General features: G+C 40.5%; 5 protein-coding genes. 2 read left to right on the top strand and 3 right to left on the bottom strand.

Annotated elements, in window-relative coordinates:
* Positions 1–80: 80 nt before the first annotated feature.
* The 3 genes from HC643_RS15465 to HC643_RS15450 all read right to left on the bottom strand — a co-directional run bounded on the left by HC643_RS15465 (position 81) and on the right by HC643_RS15450 (position 6129).
* Complete coding sequence (locus HC643_RS15465) at positions 81–563, bottom strand: hypothetical protein (RefSeq protein WP_038077414.1); 483 nt, start codon at positions 561–563, stop codon at positions 81–83.
* 680 nt (positions 564–1243) lie between these two features.
* Positions 1244–4789: a WD40 repeat domain-containing protein gene (locus tag HC643_RS15455; RefSeq protein ID WP_038077411.1), complete on the bottom strand. Its 3546-nt coding sequence runs from the start codon at positions 4787–4789 to the stop codon at positions 1244–1246.
* Positions 4786–6129, bottom strand: a complete 1344-nt coding sequence (locus HC643_RS15450; RefSeq protein ID WP_038077410.1) for an AAA-like domain-containing protein — start codon at positions 6127–6129, stop codon at positions 4786–4788. Before HC643_RS15450 ends, HC643_RS15455 begins: the two co-directional genes overlap by 4 nt.
* A 396-nt stretch (positions 6130–6525) precedes the next feature.
* Here HC643_RS15450 and HC643_RS15445 point away from each other — a divergent pair, with 396 nt between their 5' ends.
* Together HC643_RS15445 and HC643_RS15440 are read left to right on the top strand one after the other, a co-directional pair.
* On the top strand, positions 6526–9210 hold the full coding sequence (locus tag HC643_RS15445; RefSeq protein ID WP_082051710.1) for a non-ribosomal peptide synthetase: 2685 nt from the start codon (positions 6526–6528) through the stop codon (positions 9208–9210).
* A gap of 42 nt (positions 9211–9252) precedes the next feature.
* On the top strand, positions 9253–17556 hold the full coding sequence (locus HC643_RS15440) for a non-ribosomal peptide synthetase (protein WP_038077406.1): 8304 nt from the start codon (positions 9253–9255) through the stop codon (positions 17554–17556).
* The last annotated feature ends 114 nt before the right edge of the window (positions 17557–17670 follow it).

The following is a 17670-nucleotide window of genomic DNA, read 5'->3' as shown; positions in this document are numbered from 1 at the left end:
CTGCAATCAGCCAAAAGTCAAATTAGCGATCGCTACTCATACAGTTCATCTGTACTAACAAAGCGTGAGTTTCATGAAATTTACAAATCGCACGCCAACCCATTGTTGTTACGATCTTTCTTTTTAGCGTTGTCGCCAAACTGAGCCACGGGAATGCTGCGAATCCCGTATTGTAGATTTATGCGCGTACAAGTTTCGGTAGCAAGCAACTGACGGACGTACTCATCCCTAATTTCTGCTGCTTGGGTGCAAAGTTGGGTTACTAATCCTTGGTCTCTCCCCATTTTTACGCTTCTACCAGATGAATCCAATTGCTTGTAGTAAAAATTGGGATTATTACCGCACTGTACTTTCAATTTAAACTGATTGCCATCGGACTCTGAAGCGGGTACTGATAAAAGAAGAAATTCAGGATTAAATCTAATGTCTGACATTTTAATATTCTTTGTATCCCATCTCCATACGCGAGAGTTACTGGAGATTTGGTAATTACTAGGGAGAGCAAAGGCAGGAACAATGCTTGTTAATAAAAATACCGTTGCTAAAACACCCAAAGTTTTCATACATAACCTCTCTTCATGACCTGCTCTTAGTTTTCCCACGCCAGCTCTTTTCCAAACAGGTTGTTCTTAAAGATTATGTAATTTATATCACTTTTAATTCAGTAAAATCACGTTTATGTGTTGTTAGACTATTTCTCTAAAATTGAACTACAAATTGAAAGAGGTTCGTAGTTGTGCTGAGAATATCAAATTACCTTTAAGGGTACTGTTACACTCTCAGCTAACCTTATATATTCAAGAAGAAGGTAAGACAAAACTTAACTCTTGTCTAGAAAAATTAGATGGCACAATAACGAAAATCATTGACAAAGAAGAAGGTAAGGGAGGTTTGCTAACTAGGGATTAGTATCTATTGTCACCCAATGCCTCCACATACTCTTAGAGCCATTTTGGATAACTTCAAATGAAGCGGCTAATAAGGGTGAAGGTAAGTGCATAGGTCGTCGTACACTGACGTCTATTAAAAATTACAACAATCAGTATAGCGATGATATGAAAAGGAAACTTGTTATTAGAACGGTACCGTTGGTAATATTGATAACTTTCTCAATATTGGTAACTACAGGCATAAACTTTGCTAATGCACAACCTGAAGGAGGCAGGTGTACTCCCAAACCTTGTGCCACACTATAAAGAAGTAACAAATGCGTAACAGCATATCAGTTTCTTTGGGCTTAAATTCAGATGCCGATGTCACCAACTGTGACACTATCACAAAGATGATATTCGCTCTTCTGTGCAAAACGCGTGTTAGTCTTCAAATAATCGTGCAGCCAATTACAGCCGCGCACTATGAGCCGATCCAGATTTAGGGGTTGCAATTCTAAACCATTAAGACTCCAAATTTTGATAGTTCCATCGAAACTGGCACTAGCAATGGTCTTGCTGTCAGGGCTAAAGCTCACGCTACCAACACCACCATTATGCCCCTTTAGGGTTTTGATCTCGCTGCCGTTGAGACTCCAGAGTTTGATTGTTTTATCATCACTGGCGCTGGCGATTATCTTACCATTTGGGCTAAAGCTGACGCTAAAGACCCGAGCACTATGCCCCTTTAGGGTTGCGAGCAAAGCGCCATCGCTATTCCAAAGTTTGACTGTGTTGTCATCACTGGCACTGGCGATGGTCTTCCCGTCGGGACTGAAACTGACGCTACCGACTCCATCTTGATGACCTTTTAGGGTTGCAAGCAAAGCGCCATCGATACTCCAGAGTTTGATTGTTTTGTCATCACTAGCACTGGCAATAGTCTTGCCGTCGGGACTGAAACCGACACTAAAGATCCGAGCAGTATGCCCTTTTAGGGTTCTCAACAAAGCGCCATCGATACTCCAGAGTTTGATTGTTTTGTCATCACTAGCACTAGCAACGATCTTGCCGTCAGGACTGAAACTAACGCTTTCGACTGCATCGCTATGACCCTTTAAGGTTTTGAACTGTCTGCTTTTAAGACTCCAGAGTTTGATTGTTTTGTCACCACTAGCACTAGCAACGATCTTGCCGTCGGGACTGAAACTGACGCTATAAACCTCATTAAGATGCTTGCCTAAGGTTCCTAGCAGACTACCATGACTGCTCCAGAGTTTGACAGTTGTGTCACCACTGGCACTAGCAAGGGTCTTGCCATTAGGACTAAAACTCACGCTATAGACCCTATTATAATGACCTTTTAGGGTTGTAAAGGTGCGCTCATTACTCCATAATCTCACAGTGTTGTCAGCACTGGCACTAGCAAGGGTTTTGCCATCGGGACTGAAACTCACACTCGCGATCCCACCACTGTGCCCTTTTAAAGTACTGAGTTCGCTACCATCGCTACTCCAAAGTTTGATTGTCTTATCACCGCTGCCTGAAGCAAGGGTCTTGCTGTCAGGGCTAAACTTTACACTATATATTCCAGAGCCATGTCCTTTCAGAGTTCTGCTCTTGCTGCCATCGCTACTCCACAACTTAACAGTTCCGTCCAAACTACCACTAGCAATAGTCTTGCCGTCAGGACTAAAACTTACGCTTTGGACTATGTCACTATGACCATTTAAAGTTCTTAACAGATGACCATCGCTACTCCACAGTTTGACAGTTTTATCTAAACTGCCACTGGCAATAGTTTTGCCATTAGGGCTGAAACTCACGCTCATGACCCAGTTTTTATGCCCTTTTAGGGTTGTGAGCAAAGTACCTCTTTCAAGGCTCCAGAGTTTGACAGTGTTGTCACCACTTGCTGAAGCAAGCAGTCGCCCATCAGGGCTAAAACTCACGCTATAAACGTTGCCACTATGACCCCGCAACGTTTTGAGTTGCTTGCCGTCAAGGCTCCAAAGTTTAATAGTGTTGTCAGCGCTAGCTGAGGCAAGCAGTTGTCCATCAGGGCTGAAACTCACGCTGTAAACGTCACCACCATGACCTTTTAAGGTTCTTAGCAACTGACCGTTTTTGCTCCAAAGTTTAACAGTACGATCGCCACTGGTACTAGCTATAATCTTACCATCGGGGCTAAAACTCACACTGTAAACTATAGCACTATGTCCTTCTAAGTAATTGCGTTCCTGGACTTCATCCAGTACTTGCTTGAGTTGTTTCACAGTCTCATTCTTAATATCAGCTGGTGCTTCAATTTCGAGTAATTGACGACTTGCTTTAACACTATCTACTAATGCGGAGAGTTGATTATTTGAGATCAGATCGACTGTAGATATAGCATTTAATTCGGCGATTTGAGTCAATTTTCTTTGATGCTCTGCCTTCCTTACACGGTTATCTGCCCATCCTGCCATTGCTACTGCTGTTACCAAAGTAACACACAATATAGTCAGTCCGGAGCGAATAATTCGCTGTGCTTTCTGTTGCGCTCCAATCAGTGTTTGATTGGCTTGGCTTAATGTATAATTAGCGTCACTTAATATATGACTTGCTTCTTTTTCTGCGTCTAAAGCAATTTGAATATCTTGCTTGTCCAACTCAAGACTTGCGGCTAAAAACTGATAATCCAAATCGCTTAAACTTTTACCAACTGCCCACGCTTGGGCATTTCGCAAGTCTTGTCCGCGCAAAAGATGTGAAGAATCTTGACATAAGGATGCTTCCCAAATTGCGATCGCTTCGGCGTAGGGGCGTAAGGAAGCTAGCTCTTTCTCAACCCAAGTCTCATCAAAAACTGATTGATAAATGCGGTTGTAAACTCTTAAAAAACCTTGCTGCTTGACTACTAACCCAGATAACCGCAATTGCATTTGTTCTGGGCTATCATTGCTATCAATTTCCCCAGAGCGCAAAATTTGTTGATATAGCCCCAGTAGCCGACTGGCGCGTTTCTCATTACTGAGTATGCGATCGCGTATTGTCTGTAAATGCTGTTGGTTATCTTGCGCCCACCAATTTTCAACTATCTTTTCTCGCACGATCGCAGCCACCCACTCTATTTCGCTGTTTGGATCGAGGGGTCTGTAAGGATACGTGCAAATCAGTTGGCACAGCCATTGCGTTAGGAACGGTTGTCCGCTCGTCCACTTTAACACCTCTTTCAAGACTGAAGAGGGGTTGCTAACCACCCCAAGGAGCCCTTTCTCTAAAGGCGTGGTTTGCTCTAGCTGAAAACCAGTCAGTTCCACGACCCGACTATCAATATTAAAGGGTGTGTAATTTGTAGAAGCAATCAAATCCGCAGGTGTTACCACTCCGAGTAGCCCAAAAGTCAGGCGATTGTATTTTGGATGAAAAGCGCGTTTGTTATAACAGCTACTAACAAAAGCAAAGAAATCGTCTTTGAACTTTAAGGAAAGAACATTATCAATTTCATCGACGAAGATAACAATATTTTGACTCACCTTGTCTAGCAGTTCTTCTAAGATAAACTTACTCAACCGCAGTGACGGAGGAATATATTGATACTTGTACCACCACTCACCTGCATCGATTTCCAAATTAAATCCACTGATTATAAGGCTGAGGAAGCCACCAAAAAATTCATCTGGTGTCACTTCATAGCTACAAATATCTCTCATTTCAATCGCACAACAAGCAAATCCAACTTTATGCAGTCTTTCCATTGTTCGTACCCGCAAACTAGACTTACCCATTTGTCGAGAGTTTAATACATAACAGAATAAACCTGCCTTTAACCCTTCATACAGTTCATAGTCTGCCTGTCGTACTACATAAGTGGAAGCAGCAAAAGGCAAACTTCCCCCCACTTGATAAGAGTTGCTGAAGTTGTATGTTGTACTCATAAGTTATTGAGTAAGCGATCGCGAAAATACTGGCGGTATAACTCGTAACGTGGCATTGCACTATTGCTTGAAAGCTTCACTAGCCCCAAGTCATTTAACTTCACTGCCATACTTTGATTCAACTCGGCATTAAATTCAACCCCAGAGTTTGCTTGGACTATCTTTTGAAAAGCACTTGCTAATTCAGAGTTAGATTGTAGATTTCGACCGTGTTGTTCTAAGTGGCGGCTGTAGATTCCCCATGCTGTGTGAGATGTTTGCAGCACTTCAGATAGGGTTGCATCTTGCTGCGCTATGTGTCTGAGGGCTTCACTAACCAAATAGGGATGTCCTCCCACCACAGCCATTAACTGTGTCACTTTGGCTGTATCCCAGTTCAGTCCATACCGCTGTGCTAAAGAAAGCACTTGGTTTTCGTTGAAATCTGTTAATGTCATCTCATATCCAGCATTAAATGGGGACTGATTTATATCAACCTCCGTGTAGATTTCCGAATGTAACACGACCTGCCGAAGTTGTCGCCAGAGTTGACGAGTCTTAGCGTCCTCATGCCAAGTTCGCAGCATACCTAAAAACTCGCTGGCAATTTCCCGATAAGGAAAAATTCGGTCTACCTCATCTAAAGCTAAAGCTAGGGGACTGTCTGATGGCAACAGATACTTCTCAAAGTAGCTTCGACACTTAATCTTGCTATTACCAATACTCTTGCCCCAGTGTTCTTCTACACTTACAGTCAACTCGAACCTGTCAGCAATGATAGTACAGAACCACTGCAAGAATTTATCCAGATTACTAAAATCTTCTTTTGTCGCATCCCGTAGATTTAAAACGACTGTTTGGTATCCCTTTTGTTCGGCGTAATGCATAATCCTTGACATCAGCTCCGTTTTTCCTGTTTGCCAAGGGGCTTTTATTCGTAGCAGACATCCCGGCTTCAAAATCTCAGAGTAACAGCGCTCTTCAATGGGAGGGCGTTCCACATAAAAGGCAAAATCTTGCACCATTGATTCTAAAGCAGATTGCGATTCTATCAAAGGTAATGTGGTCCTATTCTGGTGTTGCTTCTCCCATTCTTTTCTTAAAGGTTGTCGAAAAGTTTTTTTACTGACTGGTTCTCCTAGGGCTTCTGAAACCTTACTCCATAACTGACTGCCGACTTCAGTAATGCGACCAGTAGAGTATCCTAACATTTCAGCGATTTCCTTATAATCCCTATCCTCCCAAGACCCTCTGAACACTTCCTCTTCTAGATTACTTAAGTTTTTGTCAATTTTTATACTTATTATTTGATTGACGAATTTAAGTGCTTCTTCGCAAATAAATTCTGATTCTGAGTTCATAACTCAAAGTGGTGTAGAAATTTTCCTAAATTATATATAAGTCACATACAAATAAGTCGCTTTGGCAGAAAATTCCTAATGTTTTATTATTTTTTATTAGATGATTAATCTTTAAGTATAATTGCTTAATTAATTCTGAGCTTTACATAGTAAGCATTTCCGCGAATAGAGCAGTTATGGGTAGAAGTTTATTATTGCTTACCTCCTTATTTTTTCTTATTTTTAGGTAGACATGAATCAATGCCCGTTATTTCTCCGATCTTTTATAAGAACATTTGAAATTAGCTAGGTAACTAAGTCCTAATTTTTTCTTATTGTTACATCTAACAAATCGTAATTAGCATAGTTTCAGTAGTCTTAATGACAATTCACTCACTGTTGTGAAGGATGTGTTGAATGAACGTATTGACATGGCAAAATATGAGAGTCAGCCTAGCTGAACAAAGAGCATATTGGCAGAATCAGCTGCATGGCAATCTGCCTGTATTAGATATCCCCTCTGATTATCCGCGAACAATGAACCATTCATTGACTAAGTTGAGGGAAGTTGTTGAGCTTAATGAAGACCTCTACTTAGAAATCAAAAAATTTTGCAGACATCAAAAAGTTAATATATTTAATCTTTTGGTGACTGCATTCAAAATTCTTTTATACCGTTACACAGGTCAGGAAGATATCATTGTTGGTTCCGTGTCTGCTGATAGCTTTAGGGAGAGGGAAAGATTCATAAATTCGATTCCGTTACGGACGCATCTACTAGGGTCTCTAAGTGCAGAAGAGACATTGAGACGCGTTGCTATAACAATTAAGGAGGCGGCGAAGAATCGAGATTATCCGTTTGAAGAGCTCGTTAACGATCTTAAAAGAGATGAAAATGTAACTAAATCACCGATTTTTCAGGTGATGTTGGTACTGTGCAATACACCATTTTGTGTTTCAGATGCGCCGATTTTGGAAGGTAATATTGCAGCGTTTAAAGAACACAGCGACAAATGCGATCTAGTTATTTTTGCCTCTGAAGAAGGAGAAGGCATAAAAATAAGTTGCGAATATAGCGCTGAGTTGTTTGAGTCAGCTTCGGTTAGACGGATGTTCGGGCATTTCCAAACTTTGCTAAAGAGTATTGTTGCCGATCCAAGTCAACGTGTTTCGACCTTAGTACTATTGACTGAAGCAGAACGGCATCAGCTTTTGGTGGAATGGAATAACACCAAGGTAGATTACCCTCGAGAACAGTGTATCCATCACCTATTTGAAGCTCAAGTAAAACAGACGCCTAATACAGTGGCAGTGGTTTTTGAAGATGAGCAACTGACTTACTGGGAGTTGAATCACCGTGCTGAGCAACTGGCGCATCATCTACGCTCTTTAGGGGTAGGACCTGAAGTTCTAGTGGGTATCTGCGTTGAGCGCTCTATAGACATGGTAGTAGGGTTGCTAGGCATTCTCAAAGCTGGTGGAGCTTATGTACCGCTAGATCCAGCTTATCCTAAAGAGCGCCTAGCCTTCATGCTGTCAAATTCTCAGTTGTCAATACTGTTAACCCAACGGCAATTTGTTAAAAACTTTCCAGAAAATACAGCGAAAGTAGTGTTAGATGAGCCGTGGGATGCTAGTGACGAAGAGACAAAGGATACTATTACTAACGTGACGGCGGATAACCTGGCTTATGTGATGTATACTTCCGGTTCCACAGGTAAACCTAAGGCTGTTAGCGTTATCCATCGTAGTGTAGTGCGGTTAGTTAAAGGAGCCAATTACGTTAACATAACCAAGGAAGACGTTTTCTTGCAGTTAGCTCCTATCTCGTTTGACGCATCGACTTTTGAAATTTGGGGTTCTTTGCTAAACGGTGGGAAGTTAGTCATCTTTCCTGCTAGTAAGCTATCTTTAAAAAAATTGGGGCAGATTATTCAGCAATATCAAGTGACTATTTTGTGGCTGACATCCGGTCTGTTTCACCTGATGGTAGATGAGCAGCTTGAAGATTTAAAACCTGTGCGTCAACTCTTAGCCGGTGGAGATGTTTTGTCTGTTCCTCACATCCGGAAGACTCTTCAAAAGTTAAAAGGCTGTAAGCTGATTAATGGCTATGGTCCAACCGAAAATACAACCTTTACCTGCTGCTTTTCAATTACAGAGCCGTTTCAGTTCGGTAATTCTGTTCCTATTGGACGTCCTATTTCCAATACGCAAGTTTACATACTGGATAGGTATATGCAACCCGTTCCCATTGGAGTTAGGGGCGAGTTGTATACTGGTGGCGACGGTTTAGCTCGTGGCTACTTTAACCGTCCAGAATTAACTGAAGAGAAATTCATCCCAAACCCCTTTAGTGATGAACCAGGTGCATACCTGTACAAAACAGGAGATTTAACCCGTTACCTACCGGACGGCAATATTGAATTTCTTGGTCGTATTGACAATCAAGTGAAGATTCGCGGCTTTCGCATCGAACTCGGAGAAATTGAGTCAGCATTATGTCAACACCCAGCTATCAAAGAAGCTGCAGTAATAGTTAAAGAAGACTCATCATCCAATAAGCATCTAGTAGCTTACATAGTTCCAATGCACGAGCAAGAACTTACCATTCACGATCTGCGGGGTTTCCTAAATCAGAAAGTACCTGACTACATGATGCCTCTGGCCTTCGTACAGTTGAACAGTTTACCACTGTCTCCCAACGGGAAAGTAGACCGCCGTACTTTATCTAACTTTACCCTATCGCGACGGGAATCGGCAGGACCACTTATTGCTCCTCGTAGCTCTACTGAGCAACAACTAGCTGATATTTGGACCGAGGTCCTAAAGACTGAAGTGGGCGTCCACGATAACTTCTTTGAATTAGGAGGAAATTCTCTGTTAGCCGCTCAAATTGTTTCTCAATTGTACAAGATGCTATCTATCGAACTTACAGTCAGCGAACTATTTGAATTCACTACTGTAGCCGAACTAGCCGTACATATTGAAACAGTTATCTTGGTAAATCAACAAGACAAAATTAAGCTTTTACAAGCCCTCACCATGAATAAATCTCTTACTTTCTTTGCGGAAGAAGGTAGGATTGAACTGAAAATTTAAACAGAAGAAAAAACGGTAAGACTCACTATACAAGGAGAAAAAATGTTGACTCTTTCAAACTTAATTCAGGAAATCTCAGAAAAGAATATTAAACTTAACATAGATGGAGACGATTTGAAAGTTTATGCTTCTCAAGATGTACTAACACAAGATTTAATAGAAGAAATCAAAAAAAATAAGAAATTTCTCATCGAATTTCTCAGAAAGCACAATCCAGAAACAGATAATTGCCAAATCAAATCTCTTCCAAGATCGGGCGATCTTCAATTATCTTATGGTCAAAAAAGATTTTGGTTTGCAGATAAAATTAGTCAAAATAAATCGGAGCTAAATATTCCTTTTGCTTACAAAATTAGTGGAGAATTTAACTATGCCATTTTTGAGAGAAGTGTAAGATTATTAATTGAAAGGCATGAATCTCTTAGAACCATATTTCCTTTAAAGGAAGCTAAACCAGTTCAAATCATTCTTGAGAGTTTAGATGACTGCAAAGTCGTTGAATATAACGATATCTCACTTTTTGGTGGCGAACAGAAAAACTCAGTCCTTCAGAATTTGCTTCATGATAATGCAAACACCCCCTTTGACCTACAAAATGGACCAATTTTTAGAGTAACACTTGCAAAGCTAAATGAAGATGAACATCTTTTACTTATTTGCCTACATCACATCATTTTTGATGGATGGTCGGTTGGAGTTTTCAATAAGGATTTGACAATCATTTATAACTCTTTACTAAAAAGTGAACCCGCCAAATTACAACCTCTGCGATTTCAGTATTCTGACTTTTCTCAATGGCAACGCGATCGCACTGAAAGAGATGGCTCTGCTCAAGAGTTATATTGGAAAACAGAACTTGAAGGATGTGAAAATTCTCTCTTGACAATTCCCACAGACTATCCTCGACCATCGGTTCTAACTTATTGTGGAGATGTTCATCGCTTCAATATAGAGCGGGATTTGACTCAAAAATTAAAACAAATCTCCTCCTCTTGTAAAGCTTCAATGTACAATGTTTTATTGGCAGCCTTAAATGTGATTTTATATGGTTACAGCCAGCAAGAAACTATCATCATCGGTAGTCCTGTTGCCAACAGACAGCAAAGTGGATTGGAATCTCAAATTGGCTTATTCATTAACACTATTGCGCTCAAAACAAACCTGGTAGAAGAAGAAAAATTTTCTGAACTTGTTACCAGAGTTCGCAAAACTAGCTTAGCTGCACTAGAAAATCAAGATATTCCCTTTGAAAGGGTTGTCGAGTCTATAGGAGCTAATAGAAGCTTAAGCTACAACCCTATTTTTCAGGTGATGTTTGCCTACCAAAATACTCCTGTAAGTAAGATTGATTTTTCAGGTTGTGATATCGAGGCTATAGAAACCCATGTTCGTGGTAGTCAGCTCGACATTACGATTTCCCTTTTTGAAGAAGAAGATAAGCTCAGGGGTGAAGTCTTTTATAGTACGGATCTGTTTGAAAAGGAAACGATTTCCCGGTTGTTTTTACATTTCCAAAACCTTTTACAGCAAATTTCTATAGATCCACATCGTCCTATTTCTGAGTATAAAATCATTACTCCAGAAGAAGAGCGTATCGTCCATTCGGTTTGGAATAACACCCTAGTTGATTATCCTGCTTTGACTTTGGTTGACAAAATTGAACAACAAGTCATTGCAACTTCAAAAGCTGTTGCGGTTGAATTTGAGGAGCAAAAGCTCACATATCAAGAACTCAATCAAAAAGCCAATCAGCTCGCACGCTACCTGAGAAAGTGTGGAGTAGACTCAGAAACACTGGTAGGCGTTTATATGAAACGCTCTGTTGAAATGGTGGTGTCATTACTTGCGATCGTCAAAGCCGGAGGAGCATACGTTCCACTCGATCCCGATTATCCTGAAGAACGTGTTCGCTACACGATTCAGGATTCAAAAATCTCTTACTTGCTATCACAAAAAGACCTGGTTCCAAATCTTTCTGAAGTTGAGGCACAAATTATTCTTCCAGAAGATCCTGTTATTGCGTTAGAAAGTCAGGATGACCTCTCCCTTAACATAGATCCTGAGTCAACGGCGTATATGATTTATACATCCGGCTCTACGGGTCGTCCCAAAGGAGTTCCAAACACCCATAAAGGTATTTATAACCGTCTGTGCTGGATGCAATCAGAATTTCAACTTTCGCAACAAGATTGCGTACTCCAAAAAACTCCTTTTAGCTTCGATGTCTCAGTATGGGAGTTTTTCTGGCCACTGATGTATGGAGCGCGTATTGTTGTGGCAAAACCTGGTGGTCATCGCGATCCAAGTTACTTAATTCAGGTCATCAATGAAAAGAAAGTGACTGCTGTTCACTTTGTACCATCGATGTTAAATGTTTTCCTAGATGACCCAGATATCAGTACCTGTAAAACACTGCGTCAGGTATTCTGCAGTGGCGAAGCTTTACCTTATCAATCAACGCAAAAATTTCATGAAAAATTTCAGGGATGTTTGTTGCATAACCTTTACGGACCAACAGAAGCAGCCATAGACGTTTCCTATTGGCCTTGTTTGGCTCGACAATACGGGCAAAAAGTTCCTATTGGCAAACCTATTGCAAATATACAGCTTTACGTTCTTGATAAATATTTAAAGATTCAGCCAGTTGGAGTAGCTGGCGAACTCCACATTGGAGGTGTGGGACTTGCTAAGGGCTATTATGGTCGCGAAGATCTTACACGAGAAAAGTTTATTCCTAACCCATTTGACCCTGAAGGAAAAGGGCGTCTCTACAAAACTGGAGACCTTGCTTGCTACCTTCCTGATGGCAATATTGAGTATCTCGGTCGTATTGATAACCAAATCAAATTACGTGGATTTAGGGTCGAAATCGGTGAAATAGAATCATGTATTCGTGAAGTTAATGGGGTTCAAGAAGCAGTTGTTACGCTCTACACGACTAAAGCTGGTAGCCAAATGCTCGTCGCATACATTGTTTGCGATCGCTCCATTGAAGAAAGTGACATGAAAACGTTTCTTGCTCATCAGCTCCCTGAGTTCATGATTCCATCACTCTTTATCACCTTAGAGGCGCTTCCTCTTTCACCAAATGGCAAATTGGATCGCAAAAACTTACCCGATCCTGCCTCGATTATCGTTGAAAGTGAAGACTTTGAAAAGCCTTTTACACCAGTGGAATCCTTATTTGCAGAAATATGGAAAAAGGTTTTAAAAGTCGAAAAAGTTAGCTTGCAAAGTAACTTTTTCCAACTGGGTGGTGATTCTATTCACAGCATTCAAGTCGTCGCTCTTATGAAGCAGCAAGGGTTTGATATATCTTTACAAGACATTTTCAAATATCAGACACTTGCCAAAATAGCTAAACAAGCGAAAGAAGTAAATGAAATGTACCACTACCAAGTTGGTGCTTTTATCCTTTTGAGTGAAGAAGACCGGAAAAAGCTTCCTGATAACATCATTGATGCATGGCCATTAAGCCATTTGCAGTCCGGTATGATCTATCATTCTGCACTTCATCCAGACACACCTATTTATCATGATGTTTTCTGCTTTGATATTGACGTGAAATATGATATTGAAGCAATAAAGAAAGCACTGAAATTGGTCTTGAAAAAGCATCCCGTTCTCCGCTCATCATTTGACTTAAAGAGCTATAGTAAAGCAGTTCAAATTATCCATTCTGAGGTCGAGTTGCCTTTAGAAGTTCAAGACCTAAGAGCACTCAATCAGAACGAACAAGAGGCTCAAGTAGAAAGATGGGTAGAAACTGAAAAGAATACCCCATTTGAAATCATGAAAGCTCCTTTAATTCACTTTTGCGTGTTCCAACGCAGTGATACTTTCTTGACATTAGGTGTTGGATTTCACCATGCCATTTTAGACGGCTGGAGCTTAGCAACTGTTCTTTCAGACTTTTATCAAGCTTACTCTGCCATACTTGATAACGAGCCTCTTAAAACTGAGGAGAACTTACTCCAGTTTAGTGCTTACGTACAGCTGGAACAGGAAGCTTTGAAAGATAGAAAATTATCTGAGTTTTGGAAATCTCAACTTGTTGATTTCAATTTTACAGCCATCCCAAGGCTTTGTGGCGAGCAAGAGCAAGAAAAATTCAATACAAAAACTTGGGGTACCGTTGAAAATATCATTGACGGCGAACTCTTTGCGTCTTTAAATTCAACTGCACAGACACTTGGCGTTCCACTAAAGAGTCTGCTTTTAGCCGTACACATCAAGGTTATGGGACTTATCGCTAACCAAAAAGATGTCACCACAGGTGTCGTCTTTAATGGAAGACCTGAAGTTGTAGGTGGTGAAAATCTCTCCGGGCTCTTTCTTAATGCGCTACCATTCCGTGTTCTTGTTAAAGAACAAACATGGGAAGAACTCATTCAAACCGTCTTTGAGATAGAACGCCAAATTATTCCTAACAGACGTTTTCCACTTGCTGAAATCCAAAAATACAATGGAGGTGAACCATATTTTGAAAGTGCTTTCAATTTTACAGATTTCCATGTTTATGAAAAGGGAGCTAATACCAAAAAGCTTAAAGTTGTGAGAGCCAAGTACTTTGAGCAAACCAACTTCACGTTACTCGCCAGCTTCAATGTGGATCGCTTTAGTCACAATCTAAAGTTTATGCTGAACTACGATCCGGAAGAGTTAAGTAAAGAACAGGTTAGTAGATATGCTAAATATTACTTGAACGTCCTTAACGTTCTGAGGGGTAACCTTGATGAAAGCATTTTCAAGTTTCCATTATTAGCACCGGAAGAAATCAGTCATTTACTTCCAGCGCTTCCCAAACAGGAACAACCATCAGAATTCCACACACTGAAGCACCATTTTGAAAAAGCTGCGAAAAACTTCCCAAATAGAATTGCACTCACTTATGGAAATCAAAGCTTAACATATTCTGAACTCAATGCTAGGGCAAACCAATTGGCTCACTTCCTAAAAGAGAAAGGAGTCAAACCACAAAGCTTGATTGGTATAGTCTTTGAAAGAAGCGTGGAAATGATTGTTGCTATCCTTGCCACTTTAAAAGCTGGGGGTGCATACGTTCCACTAGATCCGCAAGCACCAAAAGAAAGAATTTCTTTCATATCTCAAGATGCCAATCTTCGCCTTCTCCTAACACAAAAATCAGAATTTAATCTTTCCGTTGAAAATGGGATTCCCGTGATTCATTATGACGCCATTGAGACAGAGGTAAAAAACTACCCCAGTAACAATATACAAGTCGATCTTAAACCTCACCATGTGGCATATGTCATCTATACATCCGGTTCTACCGGTCAGCCTAAAGGAGTGTTAGTAAACCACTTTAACGTTCTCCGACTCTTCTCTCAAACTCAGCAGAATTTTGAATTCAACGAGAAAGATACGTGGACTCTCTTCCACTCTTATGCATTTGATTTCTCCATATGGGAAATGTGGGGAGCACTGTTATACGGTGGACGCCTTGTGCTTGTCTCATACTGGGTCAGCCGATCGCCAGATGATTTTGTTAACCTTGTACTGTCGGAAAAAGTCACAGTCTTAAACCAGACACCATCAGCATTCCAACAGTTTCAAAATGCTCTTTTAGAAAAGAAAGATGTAGAGAAAACAGATTTACGCTACATCATTTTTGGTGGAGAAGCTCTTGATATTCCAAGTTTAAAACCTTGGTTTAAGAGATTTGGCGACAAGCAACCAACTCTTGTAAACATGTACGGTATCACCGAAACGACGGTACACGTGACTTACCGTCCCATTTATGCAAAGGACACCTCAGCGCCTGGAAGTATGATTGGTGTGCCAATAAAAGATTTAGAAATTTACTTGTTGGACGAAAAGCAACAGCCTGTCCCAATGGGGACACCAGGCGAAATGTACGTTGCAGGTGGAGGTGTCACTTTGGGCTACCTCAACCGGGAAAAACTGACTTCTGAAAGGTTTGTTGAAATCACGCTTCCACACTCTCAACAAAAGATAAAAGTCTACCGCTCTGGAGACCTTGCAAGAAAGTTGTTAAGCGGTGATATTGAATATCTTGGACGTATAGATCATCAGGTCAAAATCAATGGTTTCCGCATTGAACTTGGTGAAATTGAATCTGCTCTGAAAAGTCTTCCTCAAATCTCTACTTGTGCCGTTATCTCTGTAAATAAAAAAGATGGGGGTAAAGCACTTGCTGGGTATTTTGCAACTCAAGATGGTTGCCAAATTGAAACACAACAGATTCGTGAAATGCTGCTCAAAACGTTGCCATCTTACATGGTACCTTCTTTTCTCATTCAGGTAGAGGACATCCCCCTGACAGTAAATGGAAAATTAGACAGACGAGCATTACCTGTTCCTGAAGAGAGCTTTACACAGAAACAACAAGCCGTAACACCTCCACGTAACACCCTTGAAGCGGAATTAGTCAAAATTTGGGAGGACGTTTTAGGTGTTCAAAATCTTGGTATCGATCGCAATTACTTTGAGCTTGGAGGTGATTCGATTTCAGCAATTCGCCTTCTAGCAAAGCTCAAGGATGCTGGCTTTCACTTTACACTTCAAGACATCTTGCGTCTTCAAACAATTCGTGACCTCTCAGAGCAACTGAAGGACGAGCGGGAAAATATTGAGAATCATGTAGCTTTGACCGAGCCATTTGCTTTGCTCAATCAAAATGATAAACGACTCATCCCCTCAGATGTCGCAGACGCATACCCTGCAACCATGCTTCAACTGGGCATGATTTATCACAGCGATCTCGATCCAAAACAAGCTGTTTTCCATGACCTTGCAAGCTACCACCTTAAGTTAGAGCTAAATTTAGAGCTTCTAACAAAAGCCATTGAAATCATGATTCAAAGGCATGAAATTTTAAGAACATCATTCGATTTGCAAAACTATTCTGTACCCATGCAGTTGGTACATGAAAGGGTAGAGCCTTTGGTTCAGGATTTTGACATTTCAGATTTGAACTGGGAAAAGCAGGAAAGTATTATTGCACAATGGCTCGAAGATGAGAAGAGCAACAGCTTTGACTGGAACAGAGCACCTATAATGAGGTTCTTCATCCACAAGCGAGGCAAAAACAACTTTAATTTTTCACTCAGCTTTAACCATGCCATCTTAGATGGGTGGAGCTTAGCATCAATTACGTCTCGACTCTTTCAAGACTATCTTGAAATGTTGCAAGGTAACAAACCTTTACCTTACCAAAAACTAAATTTGTCATTTAAGGACTATGTCAAAGTCGAACTGCAAGAGAGAAAGTCTCAGGAAGCCAAGGAGTTCTGGGGTCAAAAGCTAGAAAACTTTACATTCTGCCACTTACCTCGTGACGAACAAGGTGAGATCGACTCCAGATGGAGTGAAACAATTCTCAAATTCTCTAAAGAAGAGTTGGAGAAGCTAACTGAAATTGCAAAGAAATGCAACGTTTCACTTAAACACGTATTGTTGGCAAGTCATATTCACGTTCTTAGCCTCATTTCCAAAACTCAAGATGTACTAACAGGTGTTTTTGCAAATGGGCGCTTAGAACAAAACGAAGGAGATAAAGTCGTCGGTCTGTTCCTAAATACCATTCCATTTCGCCTGCAACTGACTGACGTGTCGTGGAAAGAGTTTTTCAAACAAGTTCTTAAGTCCGAACAAGAAGTCATTCCCTTCAGAAGATATCCTCTTGCTTGCATTCAAAAGGACTTCAATGGAAAACAGCTTTTTGAAGTGGCTTTTAACTTCACTCAATTCCACATCTATAACGAGAACTTAAAAGACGATAATTTCCAAATGTTTGGAGATATCAAATGGTTTGAACATGCGGACTTTACTCTGCTTGCCAACTTTGGAGTAAACATATTTACTTCGGCTCTGAATATTACCCTAAATGCCAATGGTGCAATTCTCTCCCAAAACCAGCTAGAAATTATTGCTGATATTTACAAAGAAAGCATTCAGACAATACTGAATGATTGTGACGAAAGTATTTTCAACAAAAAACCTTCCCTACAAAGGCGCTTAGAGGAACTTAAATCGCGCCCGCTGTTGGAATGCAATAATCCAGAAGTCATTAGACAATCGTTATCAGTTCAGAGTCTTAAAGACTCGATAAAAATTCCAGACAAGCTTTTTACACGCGACATTCGTGAAATGTTGTATTCCATTTTTCAGGAAGTTTATCGGGAACAAAATGCAACCCGCGAGATGGTTTTTGTGAATGAAGACATGACTTGGTTAGATTCATTGAGTACTTTAAGAATTGTTGCGCTTATTGAACAGCGACTAGGCGTAAGAATTCCATTATCTCTGTTCTTACAAGAAGAGAACCCGTTACAAAGGATTCTCCAGCTAATAGAAAGTTAATAGAAACCTTGCAAAAAGTACTTTTGCAACCAGATTGAGAAAAAGTAAAAGGGAAATGAAAAATTCAATCCCTTTTACTTTGACCCCTATCTCAAATCTCCAACGAAGCAAGAA

Origin of the sequence: Tolypothrix bouteillei VB521301 (genome assembly GCF_000760695.4) — a bacterium.
GTDB lineage: Bacteria > Cyanobacteriota > Cyanobacteriia > Cyanobacteriales > Nostocaceae > Scytonema > Scytonema bouteillei_A.
The sequence above is the reverse complement of the archived record's forward strand: the minus strand, read 5'-3'. Positions and strand labels throughout refer to the sequence as shown.